Raw genomic sequence first — 17743 nt, forward strand, 5'->3', positions numbered from 1 at the left:
GAAGCGCTGAACTTCCCCGTAACTATGCTTTTTCCATCAATACTTAAATTGACCAAGTAGCGTTTGTAATCTTGAACTTACGCTCTCAACCTCGTTACTCGACGTAGAAGATTGGGCAACGAGTTGATGGGTCTCACTGGCGAGTACCGCAATTTGGGTAATATTACGGTCAATCTCACTAGATACTGTGCTTTGTTCTTCGGATGCAGCGGATATTTGGGAATTCATATCGAATAAGATATCCACTTGCGTAGTGATTGACTCTATTGAGCCTTGAGCTTTTGAACTGATCGAATTGGTTTCTTCGGCTTGCTCGAAACTGGTTTGCATCATGTTTACGGCTTGTTGCACACCCATGCCAAGCTGACTAATCGTGGTTTCAATTTGATGGGTCGAATCATTGGTAAGTATTGCCAATTGTCTTACTTCATCGGCCACGACTGCGAATCCTCGTCCACTATCACCAGCTCGCGCTGCTTCAATAGCCGCATTAAGTGCGAGTAAGTTTGTTTGTTCTGCAATACGCTGAATAGATGAGACGATATGGTTGATCTCTTGGCTCTGGCCTTCCAAATCTTCAACGGTAGATTTGGATGCGTGGATATGCTCCATTAGGGTTGTGGTGCTCTGTTTCGATTGCTCAGTTAAAGAAAGTGTTTCTATTGCACTACGACGAACTTCGCTTGCTGTTTGCGCCGCAGCATCGATATTGTTGTTGATCTCATTACTCGTCATCACCAACTCATTGACCGCCGTTGCGACAGACTCCGCTTCGACCTTTTGCAATTGGCTATTATTCATGCTCTTGTCTGCGCTGTGCTTACACGTTGAAGCACTTACTTTAAGAATCTCCAGCACTGCAGCGAGCTCAATCATATTGTTGTGTATTTTTTCTATGAAGAAGTCAAAGGACTGAGCCAATTGTCCCAACTCATCTTTGCCTCTCGCTTCCATTCTTACGGTTAAATCACCATCACCTGATGAAATGTTGTTCATCATATGTGTGATTGCATTCAAGCGTCTCGATATGGTCACAGATAGTAAGATAAGCAATGTCGATACGAACAGTGCGATGAACGCTCCAATTATATGAAGTTGTAACTGAACTTCTTGTTGCGCATTTTTGGCCATCACTTCAATGTTCTTTTGTAGATCAAATAGCTGTTGTTCTAAGAGGTGGACATTACTTCTTAATGCCCCACTGAAACCTAGACTAGGGGTGTAGCCAATACGCTCAAAACTTGAGACTAAAGATGTTAGGGAAGATAAATAGAGGCGTGAAGAGTGTTCAAGAGAAGGGAAAGTCACGGCTTCTATATTAACTAAATCTGAGGCTTTTGAAATGAGACGCTGGCCAAGGTTCATAGAAGGCTGGGAAAGATATTGATAATCCAACTCAACTAACTCTAAGTAGGCGATTTTTGCTTGTGCGCTGTGTGTGTCTATTGTCGCTCTCTTTAGCTCTTCGCGTGCTGTTGCCAACTGTGCATAAAAGCCGTTTGGTGTGTAGAGTTTTGTTACTTCGTTACTCAGCTCTTTGAATTGTCGTTGATACTCAAAAATACGGCTTTGAGCTTCTTGGATAGTTGAATTGTATTGCGGTGCATTTTGTGTGATAAACGTATTCAGTTCATCCAGAGACACTTCGAGCTCTTGAAAGGTTTTACTAAATCTTGAAAGGTATTTGGGATCATGACGAGCAAGAAAGTCTTTTTCATGCCTCCGTAGGGTGAGGAGTTCTATTTCGCTGAGCTGATTAACCTCGATTGCGTGCCTCAGGGAATCAAGTCTTTCAAAGCTCGCTTGCTCAATATAGGCGTATCCAGAAATTCCTATGAGAAGAATGACAATAATGGATGTAAGTTTTGCTCGGATGGATAGATTGGTAAGTCGTTCAAGTATTGGTGACCCTGGCATGGACACCTCCCTAGCTATTGACGTTTAATTTATGCACCGCAATTCATAATGAGATGTCATATATAAAACTAATAGTATATTGGAGGTGTATTGCAAGTCTGAGTGATAGAGCCGTTACGAGTTACCCTTTACGTCGAACTCAATCTTCTCTGCTCCGGTAAATACTTGGAAGCGTAAGCCTTTCGCACGAGCGATAGTAGTAATGCCAAACTTTTTCGCCAGATCCAACCCCATTTGAGTCACACCTGAACGAGAAAGCAGGACAGGGATACCCATCTGCGCTACTTTAATCACCATCTCCGATGTAAGGCGACCTGTTGTGTAGAAAATCTTATCTTCACCGGTTTCTTGATTAAGCCACATTTCACCTGCTAGCGTATCAACCGCGTTGTGACGACCAACATCTTCCACAAAAGACAGCACTTCATTGCCTTTACATACCGCACAGCCATGCACCGCACCTGCTTTTTTGTAGGTATCGTTGTAATGCGTCAACGCTTCAAGCGCCGCGTAGATTTCAGATTGGTTCAACGGCACTTGCGGCACTTGGTAATCTTCAAGCTGCTTCATCACGTTGCCGTACATAGTGCCTTGACCACAGCCAGACGTCACCGTCTTCTTCTTCAGCGCGCCTTCTAGGTGTTCGGTATTTTCTTTGGTGATAACTGCAGCTGAGTGCGTTTCCCAGTCAATAATGACCGATTCAATCGCTTCAGGATCAGACAAGAAGCTCTGGTTCTTCAAATAACCCAACACAAGTGCTTCAGGGCGAGAGCCAAGCGTCATTAGCGTAACGACTTCCTTCCAGTTCAACATCACCGTAAGAGGACGCTCACAGGCGATCTGCTTAGTCAGCTTTTCGCCGTATTCGTCAAACACTTCTACTTCGATGGTCTGTAGGGGATTTTCACTGGTTTTAATAATATTTGGTTTTACCACAGTCATTTCCTAATGAATGAGAGAGCCAATACACGCTCTCATTAAATGGGTCTATTCGTCTTAACGCCACATACAAAGCAATTCTCATTCCAAAATAGCCGTTGTGCTGGAAATTGCGAGGCATTGGTACGATTCTGAATTAATTCTGCGATATCGCAGCAATGACACAGGTGCTAATTTGAATTTCTACTAGTTTTGAACTTATGAGCTTAGCGAAGGTAAGGCTTAATCTGGCGCGTTTATTGCTTTGTACCGCTAAAATGGTTGAAAGCAAAGTACAAAATGTCCTTTTCTGTCTTAAAGCCAACATAGAACAAACTGGGTGAGTTATGTCGGATAAGAAACAGTTCGAGAAAAATGAAGATTCATGGTCGATAGGCGTGGATCTTGTAGAGCATGAGATCAGTACCGGTATTTGGGTCACGACCCAATGGCAACTGACGGGATTTGAAATTAACCCAACCGAAGACACTCAACACGTGTGCTTGCTGCAATTGCACAAAGACGAGCGCACCGATTACCGCTTTAACCTGAGCTCGCAACAACCAAAGCTTTTTTTGGTTATGGATAATGTCGACTCTGGTGATACACCGACGATTCAATTGCTTACGGCGTCTCAAACTGTCGCTGCGCAATATATGGATGGCGATAACCTAGTATTATCTAATGATATGCCGTTAGCTATTCAAGCTTGGATGGAAGCCTTTATTGGGCGCCACGGTGAATTGTTAGAAGTAAGACGTAAGAAACGCAAAGGAGCGGGTAGAGCAAATGGCAACTAGTTTTTTTAGCCGTTGGTCGAAACGTAAATTAGAAGAAACTACGACCGAGTCTACAGAGGCTAAGGTTGTGGACTCTGTTGAATCTACTGAGCCAGAAACCGCATACGCACAACAAGAATTAAGCACTGAAGCGCAAGCATCTGCTGCCGATGCTCCTGCTAAAGAGACTGAAGCTCAAGATACATCAAGCGAAACTACCAATCCTGAAGAGATGTCCGTAGCGCAGTTATTGGTTTCTGAGGCGTCAGAGAGCGTTAAGAAAGCAGCACTGCGCAAGATGTTCTTATCAGAAGAATTTAACGTTCGTGATGGTTTGGATGATTACGACGATGACTACAGTAATCTCAAGTCGCTTTCTGAAGGGGTTGCTGAAACACTTCGTGATTGGGTGAAAGAGAAAACAGAAGAAGAATCAGCAGAAGAAAACGCCCAACTCGCTGAATCTAAAGAACAAAGTGATGTTGAAGAGGCAGATGCAGAACTTACTGAAGGTGCCGAAATTCCCGAAGCACAAAAAGAACTGTATATAAACACAGCATCTAATGAAAGTGATATTCCAGAGACAAAACTAGGCCCAGAAGAGGTGGGACAAAATATACCACACAAAGAATAGGTACATTTTGACTAAACACTCAATGAACCGGTTGAGACAAAATGTCTCAGTCGGTTTTTTTATCCCTACAATTTCTAAGATAAATAGCTAACCTATTGAAAATTAGCTTATATTTAATTGGCACGACATTTGCTATCTGTTGCTCATTACCATTTTCGTTGAACTTGGCCTAATTGCTTAACAGGCAAATATGGCGAGGTCGGTACTACTCAAAAGAGGAAGTTACGGACGAGTTAATCAGCAGAATCGCCTGCGCTAACTACAATGAATGATGGAAGAAACTATCCATGCGTATAAATGGAACTGAGCAATGTTGAAACAACTATTAGAACAAGCAACTTCCAATAACGGTAAAGCGCGTCTGTATGCGTTTGAAAATACCGTAGAGTTGACCAACCTTATTCCACCAACGGTGAGCTACGAGAGTGGCGGTAATACACTGATTGTTGGACCGACTGCCATCATTGAGAGTGCAGCCGCACAGCTTACTCAAATGAACAGCCTGACACTTCTTTCTACAGACGGAGAGAAAGGCACCAATCCAGAACTGTACTTTGCAAACTCAGTTCAAGTTTCTGGTTTCCTAGGTACGTTTGAAGTGCTTATCGAAAATAACGGTCTAACAAGCAACCTAGCAAAAGTCGCTATCAATAGTGATTGTTTCGATGTTGTTCTCGATCTTTGTCTAAGCAGCTGTATGTCAGAAGAGGTTCCGGTTCCGGGTTACTACCCAGTAGGACGCGGTTATCCAAAACTGGCAGAAGCGCTAGAAGAAATCCCGACACTAATGGGGACGTTTGATAAGCCAAAGTTCTTCCGTCTGGACACTGATCTATGTGCGCACAGTTCTCGTGGCGTAAAAGGTTGTGAGCGTTGTGTCGATGCTTGTCCTGCTGGCGCACTATCAAGTGAAGGCAGTGATAAAACAGGCCATCGCATCGAGATTAACCCATACCTATGTCAGGGCGTGGGTACTTGTGCAACGGCTTGTCCGACAGAAGCGATTCATTACGCGCTACCTAATCCTGAAGATACGCAAAAATTCATTGAACGCACGCTAGCGAACTACGAGCAAGCGGGCGGTCTGGATCCTATCGTTCTTATCTGTAGCTCTCGTCACGAGACTTACAACGTGATGGCACTGAAAGCGCTACCAGATAACGTGATTCCAATCGTGGTTGAAGAGCTTCCTTCTATCGGTATCGATACATGGTTTGCAGCTCTAGTTAATGGCGCGACGCAAGTGCTATTTGCGGCTTCTCGCTTTATGCCTGCAACCATCATTCGTGTTCTGAACAACGAAGTGGGTATCGCGCAAGAGCTATTGGATCAACTTGGTATCGCAAAAGAGACCATCGATATCCTTTACTTGGAATCGCTTCGTGAAGGTCCTCCAACACTATGTACAGATTCATTCGATCTTGCCCTTGGCGACCTTCAAGGTAACAAGCGTCAACGTCTGTTTACTGCGCTGGATGCGATGTCTTCTTCTCGTATTCCAGTTGAGAACATTGTTGAACTGCCTGCTAACGCCCCTTACGGCAATGTTTCTTGTGAAAGCAAAGATTGTACGTTGTGTATGAGCTGTGTGGCGGTTTGCCCTACACGTGCACTTCATACCGACGGTGAGTCACCGTCTCTTAAATTCGTTGAGCAAGATTGTATTCAATGTGGTTTGTGTGAAAAGGCGTGTCCAGAGAAAGTGCTGACTCTGACGCCTCGAATGAACTGGGTAAAAGAAGAGCGCCAAAAAGCGGTTGTGATTCATGAAGAGAAAGCCGCGGAATGTATTCGCTGTCATAAGCCATTCGCACCTCAGTCTATGATCGACATGCTACAAAACAAGTTACGCGGTCACTCTCATTTCTCAGATGAAGCGGCGATCAATCGTATCGCAATGTGTGAAGACTGCCGTGTGATTGACATGTTTGAGTCGATGGCAGAAGACCCAATGAAACAACTGAAATACTAGGAGCTCGCAGTGGATACACAACGAGAACAAGAACAAACACTGAGAACAGAGATCTACTTGGTTTTGTCAGCACTTTTTCGCAGTGCTCCAAGTGAAGAGATGATCGAGTTTCTAACTTCTCTGGAAGTTGAACCATCTGAAAGCGCAATGCAAAAAGCATGGATTGCGCTTCAGCAAGCGGCAAAAGATTCCAACCGCGAAGCACTAGAAGATGAATACCAAGACCTATTCATTGGTATTGGTCGTGGTGAAGTTATGCCTTTTGGCTCATGGCATCGTACAGGTGCAATGATGGAAAAACCATTGGCAGAAATTCGTCGCGACTTAGAGCTACTTGGCTTTGAGCGTGATGAGAATGTGAAAGAGCCTGAAGATCACATCGCGGCGCTTTGCGAAGTAATGTCGATGCTAACGGATGAAGAAGAAGATCTTCAACAAGCGGTGTTTAACAAACACATCGCACCTTGGTTTAGCTCTTTCACTCAGCAACTAGAAAATGCAGAGAGCGCGAACTTTTATAAGCCAGCAGCTCAGCTGTGTGAGGCGTTCTTAACACTGGAACAAGTGCGCTTTAGCGTGAACACCAAAAGCAGTAAGCACAAATTAAAAATTGATGTGAAAAACGTCACTGATTACGAGTAATCGAGCAGTACTTGGTCATATCGATAGAGGGGCAATAGCCTCCAAAGATCTACCGTAAGGTAAGGAAGCAATGATGAAAGATAATAAAGAAATAAACACAAGCCGTAGGGATCTCCTGAAAGGCTTAACGACTGCAGCCGTAGCTGGTGCGGTTGTCGCTGGTACAACAAAAGTGGCAAGCGCTTCAGAAACGGTTGAGCCTTCTGAAAAAGACGTGAAGAAGAAAGGGTATCGTGAAACTCAACACATTCGCGATTACTACGACACACTTTAGGAGATAACGGATGAAACTTGTCAAACGCTCCGACAGTGTGAGCAAAGAAACCAATCAGCTTGGCGTTTCTCGCCGTGTATTCATGAAAAACACCTCGCTTGCTGCTGGTGGTGCGGTTGTAGGTGCAAGCCTTTTTGCACCGGGCATGATGAAGAAAGCGCAAGCTAAATCGGTGGATCCAGAAGCGAAAACAGAGGTCAAACGTACCATCTGTTCTCACTGTTCTGTAGGTTGTGGTATCTACGCTGAAGTTCAAAACGGCGTATGGACAGGTCAAGAGCCTGCATTCGACCACCCATTCAACGCTGGTGGACACTGTGCAAAAGGCGCAGCACTGCGTGAACACGGTCACGGTGAGCGTCGTCTGAAATACCCAATGAAGCTTGAAAACGGTAAGTGGAAGAAGCTTTCTTGGGATCAAGCGATCGAAGAAATCGGTAACAAGGTGATGGACATCCGCAAAGAGTCGGGTCCAGATTCGGTTTACTGGTTGGGTAGTGCGAAGCACAACAACGAACAAGCGTACCTATACCGTAAAATGGCGTCACTTTGGGGTACCAACAATGTTGACCACCAAGCACGTATCTGTCACTCAACAACCGTAGCAGGTGTGGCAAACACTTGGGGTTACGGTGCGATGACCAACTCTTTCAATGACATGCACAACTGTAAGTCAATGCTGTTCATTGGTTCAAACCCTGCAGAAGCGCACCCTGTTGCGATGCAGCACATCCTAATCGCGAAAGAGAAGAACAACTGTAAGATCGTTGTTGCGGATCCTCGTCGTACTCGTACCGCTGCAAAATCGGATCACTACGTATCGCTGCGTCCGGGTTCTGACGTTGCGTTCATTTGGGGCGTGCTATGGCATGTCTTTGCGAACAACTGGGAAGACAAAGAGTTCATTCGTCAGCGTGTTTTCGGTATGGATGAAATCCGTGCGGAAGTAGCTAAGTGGACACCAGCAGAAGTTGAGCGCGTAACTGGCGTTCCTGAGTCTGAAGTTTACCAAACAGCTAAACTGCTTTCTGAAAACCGTCCGGGTTGTATCGTTTGGTGTATGGGTGGTACTCAGCATACTACTGGTAACAACAACACTCGTGCTTACTGTGTACTTGAGCTTGCGCTAGGTAACATCGGTAAATCGGGCGGCGGTGCAAACATCTTCCGTGGTCACGATAACGTACAGGGTGCAACTGACCTTGGCGTACTATCTGATACGCTTCCAGGCTACTACGGTCTGTCTGAGGGTTCATGGCGTCACTGGTCGAAAGTGTGGGACATCGATTTTGATTGGGTAAAAGGTCGCTTTGATGACAACGCTTACGGCGGTCAAAAACCAATGAACAGTGCAGGCATTCCTGTGTCTCGTTGGGTGGATGGTGTACTTGAAAACAAAGACAACATTCGTCAACGTGAAAACATCCGTGCAATGTTCTACTGGGGTCACGCAGTAAACTCTCAGACTCGTGGTCCTGAGATGAAGAAAGCGATGCAGAAGCTGGATATGATGGTTATTGTTGACCCATACCCAACAGTCGCAGCGGTAATGAACGACCGTACTGACGGCGTTTATCTGCTTCCAGCAACGACTCAGTTCGAAACACACGGCAGTGTAACTGCTTCTAACCGCTCTATTCAGTGGCGTGATCAGGTTATCGAACCATTGTTCGAATCTAAACCTGACCACGAAATCATGTACCTGCTAACTAAGAAGCTAGGTTATGAAGATCTGCTGTTCAAGAACATCCGTGTTGAGAACAACCAGCCAGTGATTGAAGACATCACTCGCGAATTTAACAAAGGCATGTGGACGATCGGTTACACAGGTCAAAGCCCAGAGCGTCTAAAAGCGCACCAACAAAACTGGCACACATTCCACAAGACATCTCTGGAAGCAGAGGGTGGTCCTGTGAATGGTGAGACTTACGGCCTACCTTGGCCATGTTGGGGCACGCCAGAGATGAAACACCCAGGCACACACATTCTGTACGATACGTCGAAGACGGTTGCAGAAGGTGGCGGTAACTTCCGTACGCGTTTCGGTGTGGAATTCGAAGGTCAAAGCCTACTTGCTGAAGACAGCTACTCAAAAGGCTGTGAAATCAAAGACGGTTACCCAGAGTTCTCAGACAAGCTAATCAAACAGCTTGGTTGGTGGGACGACCTAACGGCTGAAGAAAAAGCAGCAGCAGAAGGTAAAAACTGGAAAACTGACCTGTCTGGCGGTATCCAACGCGTAGCAATCAAGCACGGTTGTATCCCATTTGGTAACGCGAAAGCGCGTGCGATTGTTTGGACATTCCCAGACCGCGTACCGCTACACCGTGAGCCGTTATACACACCACGTCGTGACCTTGTAACGGATTACCCAACTTGGGACGACAAAGAAGCAATCTTCCGTGTACCAACGCTTTACAAGTCTATCCAGAAAGAAGACAAGTCTGGCGAATACCCAATCATCCTGACTTCTGGTCGCTTGGTTGAGTACGAAGGTGGTGGTGAAGAAACACGTTCAAACCCATGGCTTGCTGAACTTCAACAAGAAATGTTCGTTGAAGTGAACCCTAAAGACGCAAACGATCTTGGCTTCAAAGATGGCGATGACGTTTGGGTTGAAGGTGCAGAGAAAGGTCGCATTAAGGTGAAAGCGATGGTAACTCGTCGTGTTAAACCGGGTCTGGCGTTCATTCCATTCCACTTTGGCGGTAAGTTCGAAGGTGAAGATCTACGCCATAAGTACCCAGAAGGTACTGACCCATACGTGATTGGTGAGGCAGCGAACACTGCGACCACTTACGGTTACGACCCTGTTACTTTGATGCAGGAAACTAAAGTAACCCTATGTAACATTCGTAAAGCGTAAGGAGTCTGACAATGGCACGAATGAAATTCCTATGTGACACCAAACGCTGTATCGAGTGTAACGGCTGTGTTACTGCATGTAAGAACGAAAACGATGATGCGCTTGAGTGGGGCATTCAACGTCGTCGCGTGGTAACACTGAACGACGGTGAACCAGGTGAAAACTCAATCTCTGTTGCTTGTATGCACTGTACAGATGCGCCTTGTATGGCAGTTTGTCCAGCTGACTGTTTCGAGCATACGGAAGACGGCATCGTTCTTCACAACAAAGATCTTTGTATCGGTTGTGGTTACTGTCTGTTTGCTTGTCCATTCGGTGCGCCTCAGTTCCCGAAACAAGCATCTTTCGGTGAGCGTGGCAAAATGGACAAATGTACTTTCTGTGCAGGCGGTCCAAACACAGAACCTGGTTCTTTAGAAGAGCGTGAGAAGTACGGTGCGAACCGTATTGCTGAAGGTAAGCTACCTATGTGTGCGTCACTATGTTCAACAAAAGCACTGCTAGCGGGTGATGCAGAGAAAGTTTCTGACATCTTCCGTCAACGTGTGGTTGAGCGCGGTGCGAAAAACGCAGGTTGGACAGACGGTAACGACCTTTCTTACGACGCAACCAAAAGCTAAGTAGGAGAGACACATGTTAAATACTCTTAAACGTGCGTCTCTTGTAATGCTGTCGATGATGACAGCATTACTGCTGACCTTTTCGATGCCAGCATCTGCGCAAGAAGACACATCTCCAGTGGTACAACAGGAGATGACACAACTTGCAGGTGCAGACTTCTGGCGTCAGGTCAAAGAGGGGCAAGAAGGCTATACCACGTCGAAATCAGCGGAACACGGTGTGCTGATCAGTACTCCGGGTGAGACTTGGTACATTCTTAAAGAGAAATGGATGTCTCCTGCGGGCGCTGTCGCGATTTTCGGCAGTATCGCAATGGTAATCATGGCTTACGTATTCGTTGGTCCTCTGATGCTAAGCAAGCCACGTACTGGCAAGAAGATGAAACGCTGGTCTCGACTAGACCGCGCACTACACTGGAGCATGGCGTTTACCTTCTTAACGCTGGCATTCAGTGGTTTGATGCTGGTTTACGGTAAGCACTTCTTGAAGCCGTACGTACCCACTGAGTTTTGGGGCTTCATCGTTATGTTGGCGAAGCAGTACCATAACTACATGGGTCCGCTGTTCTTCATCTTGCTGATGTTTGTTCTACTGAAGTGGTGGCGCAAATCTATCCCTAACATGACAGACATCCGTTGGTTCATGAAAATGGGCGGCATGGTTGGTAAACATAAAGGTACGCACCCATCGGCTGGTTTCTCCAACGGTGGTGAAAAGGCGATCTACTGGTTGTTGATCTTCTTCGGTGCTATCGCTGCAGTGAGTGGCTTAATTCTGGATTTCCCAATTTTCGGTCAAACTCGTCGCGATATGGAATTGTCTAACCTTGTTCACGCGATTTCGGCACTAATTCTAATCTGTGGCTTTATCTTCCACATCTACATCGGTCTATTCGGTATGGAAGGTGCATTAGAAGGCATGGTTACCGGTGAAGTTGATGAGACATGGGCGAAAGAGCACCACGATCTTTGGTATGAAGAAGTGAAATCCAAAGAGGCGATGGGCGAAACAGACACAGCACAAACGGAAGTAAAAGGAGCGAAGACGAATGAACAAACCTCATAACGGGATTTGGGTTGCGTACATCCTGAGTTGTTTGACCCCGTTTACGTTCTTGATCTCAGGCGTTGTCGCAATCATTTACGCTGGGTACCGTTTGGATAAAGGCGAAGACAGCGACGTAGTGAACTCACATTATTACGGCTTGATTCGTACTTTCTTCCTATACCTAACGTTCTTTGTTGTACTTATCGTTACGGTAGCAACATCAAACGGTGTGTTGATTGGTGTGAGTGATTATTGGATGCACAGTACGTTGTTAGACTCTGTTGCGTACTTTATCCCTTGGATTGGTATGCTGTTTGCTGCGTTGGCGATTCTTGTGTGGTTCCTACGTATGTACCAAGGTATGAACCAATTGCGCAACAATATGCCGCACAGACCGTCTACAGGTCCAAACCTTTAACACGTTGTTTCTGTTTAAAAAGCCTCGCAATTGCGGGGTTTTTTATGCCTTGAACATAAGATTCGTCTTACAAATATGACACCTAGTCTCAAACAAGCGAATTACTGAGGATTATTTGCTCATTTTTATGTTCATGGAGGAACCTCAAAGATTTACTACAACTTTAGAATACAGGTTTTAAGTGACGGGATATCACTCACAACACTACTATTGTGCATTTACTCAGATTTATTTGTGTCGCTAGAGTGTGTAGCGCTAAGAAAATCAGTGGTCTACAAGCGTGTCAAGGCCAGCGCAAAGTTGTTATCTACAGGCATTAGTAAAGGACTAACACGTTACAGCTATGGTTCCACAATTCATTCTTCCCCTAATCAGTACATCTGGTGCGCTATATCATTTATCGAGCGAAAACCCACCTAATGGTGAGTTAGTCGAATTCAACTCACTGATTGCTGCGGAAGATTTCTTAAAAGGGTTTCAGAATGCAGAAACCTCTGATATTGAAAGACTCTTCTATCAAATTGGGGAATTTCCACCACAGCTCGTTGAAACAGAGTCGCCATTTGATAGCTACTTACCTCGTCTTTCAGAAGCGTTGCTCAACGGCAAATTAAAAGCATCTTTCATCCCTCCTTCAAAAGAACATGTGATGACAACAGGGGTGACAAATCCCCCAAATTCGTCTACCAAAGTCAGTAGCAAACAACCCCTAAAAGCCGAGCAAAAGCAGCAGGCTAGGGTCGATGCAATGTCAGCCAAACCACAAAAAGAGAGCTGTGAAAAAGACCAAAAAGCAGGAGACCCAGTATCCTTAGTTAGTGGCGAGGAGATACTGACGCTAACGGATGTAGAACTGCAAAACGGTTTTGTATGGTCGAGAACATATCGCTCAAGCATCTCGGATACCGATCAAGGGTTGGGTTATGGGTGGAGGCACAGCTTTTCATTCGATCTTAAAGATAACCATGACGAAAAAGGATCCGTAATAAATTGGGAGTTCAAAAATGAACTTGCTGATGTCATCAGCTTTACGCCAGTGTCAGTCGGTGCAACCAGTTATCAAATTTACGTAGGTGCAAGTTGTCATTTTTTAAACTCAGTGACAAGAGTTATTACTTTAGCAAACGGTAATCAATACCGATTTGAGCTGAAGCGCGAAAAGTGGTTATTAAGAGAAATTCGATCTGACATCTTTTCAAACTATCAGCTTGAGTATTCACAAAACCATCGCTTGATTCGAATTGCTACGAATAAACAACCGACGATAGAGTGTCAATATAATGATGAAGGTCGCTTGGTCGAATTATTCCTACCTAATACAGGAAAAGCGTTAGCGACTTATGAGTACAACTCTGACTTTGATCTTGTTAAAGCGTCAAATCAATGGAAGTTGACTGAGCATTATTATTACAATCATTCACACCTCATCACCAAACGTGTTAGACCAACAGGCTTTGCCCATCATTTTGTTTGGGAGGGGGATGATACTGAAGCTGTCTGTATTAGAAACTATGGTGACCTAGGCGTATATGACTACCAATTTTCTTTTCATCCTCCACATTCATCATACTCAAATTCTTTTAATGACATGTGGAGATTTGTCCATGATGAACAGGGAAAGTTATTAGAGAAAATCAGTCCTAGTGGAAGGAAATGGACATTTGATTATGACGACTTAGGAAGGAAAGTCACCGAAACCTATCCAGACAACACCAAAACAAGTTACCAGTATAACCTTCAAGGTCAATTAGTATCGAAGTCGCATTCCTCTGGTGCGATAAATGCCTACGAGTATGACTCGCTGGGGCAACTCACTAAGGTCATTGCGCCAGATGGCGAATCAGAGCAGGTGTTTTATAACTCCCTTGGACAGCGAGTATGGGACAGCGACTCTCAAGGGTGCATGACTAAGTATGAATACGACAAACACGGTCATATCATTCGCAGCACTTGCTCTGATGGAGAGGTTAAACAATGGTGGTGGGACAAGCAGCAACGAGTCGTAGCCCACGAGCTTAATGGGACTTTGATTCGGTATAGCCATAATGAAAATGGTTGGATCAATGGTATCGCTTATCCCGATGGCTGTATTGCTTCGTTAACTTATGATGATACTGGTAAACGCACAAGCGTGCAGTTTTATAACGAGAGTGACAAAACAGGCTTTAGTGAAGAGTATTCCTACGATGAGTACAGCCGGGTAGTAAGAGTATCAACGCCCGAAGGCGTCACAAAAATTGTTTGGGGACAGCTAAACCAGCAAGAAGGTGTCGTGCTTGCTGATGGGAGTAGCTTTTTCTATGAATATGATGAGGAAAGAAACCTCACCAAACTTATACGTAGTGATGGATTGGAATTTTGCTTTTCTTACGATCAAGAAGGGGAATTGATCTCAACCCAAGGCTTTGATGGGATAGAAACCAAGTTTCGCTATGATTCGATGGGAAGGATTGCCGAAAAACAAGTTCATGAACGGACAGTGCTATACAGGTATGATGATGCAGGTTATTTGTATAATGTTCGGGCTGGAAATGGTCGCTATATCAACGAAAGTCACTTCAGTCACACCCTAGGTGGGAAAATTACTTTTGCCTCCAATAAGCATCAAACTCTTCAATATCATTACTGCCCATCAGGAAACCAAATAAAGCGGGTTCAAGGGTCGTTCGAATTCACCCAAGAATATAGTCGCCTCGGCAAGTTGCTACAGGTATCGTTGCCGGATAAAACGAATGTCGTATACGAATATGATCGATATGGACAAGTGTCTGCTGTCATTATTGGAGATGATGCGAGACATAAGGTGGAATTCAACTACGACAAAACTGGCAGAATCTGCGCTATTAAAAGCAATGACTTTATAGAGAATAAGGTCTTCGATGGTATTGGGCGTTTGAAAGAACAATGTTGGCCCGATAGGAAAAAGAGTTACTTATTCAACGCAAGTAATTACATATCTACTATTGTCGACAGCGTGTTTGGAAAGACACATTTTCATTACGATAAACTTGGGCAACTCATACGTGTAAATTCCCCAAAAAATATTCAGTCTTTTTGTTTTGATAGCTTTGGAAACCCCAAAATTCCTGATTGCGAAGTACACTCAGACCGAGTCGATATGTATGGCAACATGAGATACAAATACGACTCTCAGGGGAATCAAGTTTCAGCAGAAGGGAACGGTTACACCCAAACTCGAATCTATGACGCCTTGAATCAATTGATAGAAGTGCACTTATTCAAAGGTATATGTCAATTTGAATATGATGCTCTTGGTCGACGGACAAGGAAAATCTCCGAAAATGGAATTCGTGAGTTCTTCTGGGAAGGAGAACGCTTGATTGGTGAGTATTTTTCAGGTTCATTCCGTTGGTACTTCTATCAACCTGAAACTTATATCCCCCTCGCGTTGTATGAAGATGGCCATGTGTATTTTTATCAATGTGACCAAGTCGGAAAGCCAGAAGTACTCAAAGATATTGACGGAAGGACAGTATGGCAAGCGACTTACGACACGTTTGGGTATGCGCACATAGATATTGAAGAAGTCGTTAACCCGCTAAGGTTTCAAGGGCAATACTTCGATTGCGAAACCCAGTTACATTACAATTTAGCACGTTACTATGACCCGACCCTCGGCCGCTTTATTCAACAAGATCCAATAAGCATTGCGGGCGGCGTTAACCATTATCAATATGCAATTAACCCCATTCAATGGATTGACCCTACAGGGCTACTTTGCGATGAAGGTTTAAAACGTTTATCTGAAATGTTGGTTGAAATCCATTCTCAAGGCAAAGTACCCAAAGAGTTGTGCGACCGTGTATTGCAAGCAGCTAAAGAAACATCTGTTGGGGAAGATGGTGTTCGTTCACAAGTTAAGATTCGTAAACCCAATGGCAAAAACCACATCAGATATGAATACGATATCGATCATATTGATTGCCAGAAAAACGAAATCACCTTTTATCGTCACATCAATCAATCAGGTGGCAGCAAACAAGAAGTTCAGTACGTAGTCGGTATAGAGGAGTTTGTAAATGCACATGTACTGGACTCTGAGAGGGCTGATGGTGAGCATGGCTGCACAATCTTCACCGAAGATCTTGTACTTAATAAAGCAGAATACAAAGAAAACTCGGAACTAAACACCAACGAATATGAACTGACAGATCGCAACAAAGAAAAAATCGATAAGTGTTTGAAGATGCGCAAAGAGGCGATGAATGCAAGAGAAACAGAAGGTCATAATGCTCAAATAGCCAAGATCAATGAGCAGTCTGCAAAAATTGGTGAGTTGGCGGCCGATGACTTTGTTAAAAGTAAGTATCCAACCGCCAAACTATTGCACCCTGAAGATATCGAAACTTCAGGCTCTAAGCCCGGTGACTTCGATATGGTTTATGAGGTCGAAGACCCTCCACCAGGTGAAATCATTGTCGTAGAGGCTAAAGGTGGCAGCAGCCCGTTGGGGAGTAGGAAGGTTGGGAATATGGCATATCAGCAAGGTTCTACGGAATACGCAATAGCAATTACTAACCTAATGTCAGAAAAAAATGGAAGTTCAACGGAAAGAATGGCCGCTAGAAAAATCCAAGATGCTTCCTCGTTTGGTGTTCCTATCCGCTATATTCACACAAAGTCGAGCATTCCAGAAAGTGATGTTTCAGCAGAGATAAAAGTAGAAGTAAGAGAATTTGATATTGACTCAGAAGGATTAGATAGAAATGCAAGCTAAAAAGCCAGTCAAAATAATAGAGCGGAGAGCAAACCCAAAATTAGATAGTGATGAGGTGGCTTCTGAGAAAGGTTATATAAATAAAATCTTAGATAAAAGAAAAGAAGCCCTAAAAATTAGGCGAGAAAACTTGGTTAGTTTGGGTGATTTTGCCATTGACCAGGTTCGCTGGTGTACATGGTTTCAAACTTCACATGAAGACGACCAAATTTGTACATTACGTCTTTACGAAACTTCATTAATGGGGGCTTGTTACCATAAACTTACTATGAATCCCAATGATGAATTAACTATAAAGATTCTCGACTATCCTGAAGTAAAGTGGGACGGGGAAGGTATTTTAAAAACAGGGTGCATAAATCCTAATAGATGGATTGATATGTATTTTATATCGACAATGGTGCGTGATAGACCAAGCTTAGACGTATTGGCAAACTTTCCTATTTCTCTGATAAAACAAAGTTCCACAAAGGCAGGAGAACTGTCTTACATGTTGGTGGATGTCATTCAGTCTTTTCACAATCGTACTTCCGATTACCCTGATAAGTTGGTAGCCACGATGGATGCGGCAATTGATCAGGGCGATGACTGGGCATTAGAAATTGCGATGGGCATTCTAGAAACCTTTGCTGCCCTGACAACCGATATTGGTTATGACTTCGAAGAAGTGCTGATTAAGAACTTAAAGCTGCAGGAGCAATATCACCTTCGAGAACTTGGTCCGGAGCGAATAGGCATTCGTACATTCATCAATTTCCCTCTGCTTGGTATGGCATGTATGTGGTATGACAAAGGAAACCGATTGTCTGTAGAGACAGGTTGGCTGCCACCATATCTCGTTGAAGGACGCTGGCTAGACGACGTCAAAGCAGGGCGGATTACTCGCTAATAAGCACAAATACTAAGTAATCACT

General features: G+C 44.4%; 13 protein-coding genes. 11 read left to right on the plus strand and 2 right to left on the minus strand.

The annotated features are described in order from the left end of the window. Positions 1-36: 36 nt before the first annotated feature. Both B853_RS25950 and B853_RS07145 read right to left on the minus strand, forming a co-directional pair. Positions 37-1644, minus strand: a complete 1608-nt coding sequence (locus B853_RS25950; RefSeq protein ID WP_050568934.1) for a methyl-accepting chemotaxis protein — start codon at positions 1642-1644, stop codon at positions 37-39. A 387-nt stretch (positions 1645-2031) separates the two neighbouring features. Continuing rightward, entirely contained in the window at positions 2032-2856 is an 825-nt protein-coding gene (locus B853_RS07145) for a formate dehydrogenase accessory sulfurtransferase FdhD (RefSeq protein WP_038883712.1), read from the minus strand. 329 nt (positions 2857-3185) lie between these two features. On the opposite strand from B853_RS07145, the gene B853_RS07150 reads away from it, so the two are divergent. From B853_RS07150 to B853_RS07200, 11 genes are all read left to right on the plus strand, one after another. Next, entirely contained in the window at positions 3186-3638 is a 453-nt protein-coding gene (locus tag B853_RS07150) for a DUF3305 domain-containing protein (RefSeq protein ID WP_009697781.1), read from the plus strand. Continuing rightward, entirely contained in the window at positions 3628-4251 is a 624-nt protein-coding gene (locus tag B853_RS07155) for a DUF3306 domain-containing protein (RefSeq protein WP_038883710.1), read from the plus strand. The genes B853_RS07150 and B853_RS07155 overlap by 11 nt, the downstream gene beginning before the upstream one ends. A 310-nt stretch (positions 4252-4561) precedes the next feature. After that, positions 4562-6223, plus strand: coding sequence for a 4Fe-4S dicluster domain-containing protein (locus tag B853_RS07160; protein ID WP_010447895.1), 1662 nt, complete (start codon positions 4562-4564; stop codon positions 6221-6223). A 9-nt stretch (positions 6224-6232) separates the two neighbouring features. Further along, positions 6233-6865 carry a TorD/DmsD family molecular chaperone gene (locus tag B853_RS07165; RefSeq protein WP_038883708.1) on the plus strand — a complete coding sequence of 211 codons (633 nt, stop codon included), beginning with the start codon at positions 6233-6235 and terminating at the stop codon, positions 6863-6865. A 73-nt stretch (positions 6866-6938) separates the two neighbouring features. Continuing rightward, on the plus strand, positions 6939-7139 hold the full coding sequence (locus B853_RS07170; protein ID WP_005427585.1) for a twin-arginine translocation signal domain-containing protein: 201 nt from the start codon (positions 6939-6941) through the stop codon (positions 7137-7139). A 10-nt stretch (positions 7140-7149) separates the two neighbouring features. Next, complete coding sequence (locus B853_RS07175) at positions 7150-10005, plus strand: formate dehydrogenase subunit alpha (protein ID WP_038883707.1); 2856 nt, start codon at positions 7150-7152, stop codon at positions 10003-10005. A gap of 11 nt (positions 10006-10016) precedes the next feature. Then, entirely contained in the window at positions 10017-10625 is a 609-nt protein-coding gene (gene fdh3B / locus B853_RS07180; RefSeq protein WP_005427693.1) for a formate dehydrogenase FDH3 subunit beta, read from the plus strand. A 13-nt stretch (positions 10626-10638) separates the two neighbouring features. Continuing rightward, a complete protein-coding gene (locus B853_RS07185; protein ID WP_038883705.1) occupies positions 10639-11691 on the plus strand; it encodes a formate dehydrogenase subunit gamma in 1053 nt (350 codons plus the stop codon). Next, positions 11675-12091 (plus strand): membrane protein, encoded by a 417-nt coding sequence (locus B853_RS07190; RefSeq protein ID WP_005427687.1) that lies wholly within the window; start codon positions 11675-11677, stop codon positions 12089-12091. Before B853_RS07185 ends, B853_RS07190 begins: the two co-directional genes overlap by 17 nt. Before the next feature lie 343 nt (positions 12092-12434). After that, positions 12435-16829, plus strand: coding sequence for an RHS repeat-associated core domain-containing protein (locus tag B853_RS07195; RefSeq protein ID WP_038883702.1), 4395 nt, complete (start codon positions 12435-12437; stop codon positions 16827-16829). Continuing rightward, positions 16819-17718, plus strand: coding sequence for an immunity 49 family protein (locus B853_RS07200; RefSeq protein WP_038883701.1), 900 nt, complete (start codon positions 16819-16821; stop codon positions 17716-17718). The genes B853_RS07195 and B853_RS07200 overlap by 11 nt, the downstream gene beginning before the upstream one ends. The last annotated feature ends 25 nt before the right edge of the window (positions 17719-17743 follow it).

This window comes from Vibrio rotiferianus CAIM 577 = LMG 21460 (genome assembly GCF_002741985.1).
GTDB lineage: Bacteria > Pseudomonadota > Gammaproteobacteria > Enterobacterales > Vibrionaceae > Vibrio > Vibrio rotiferianus.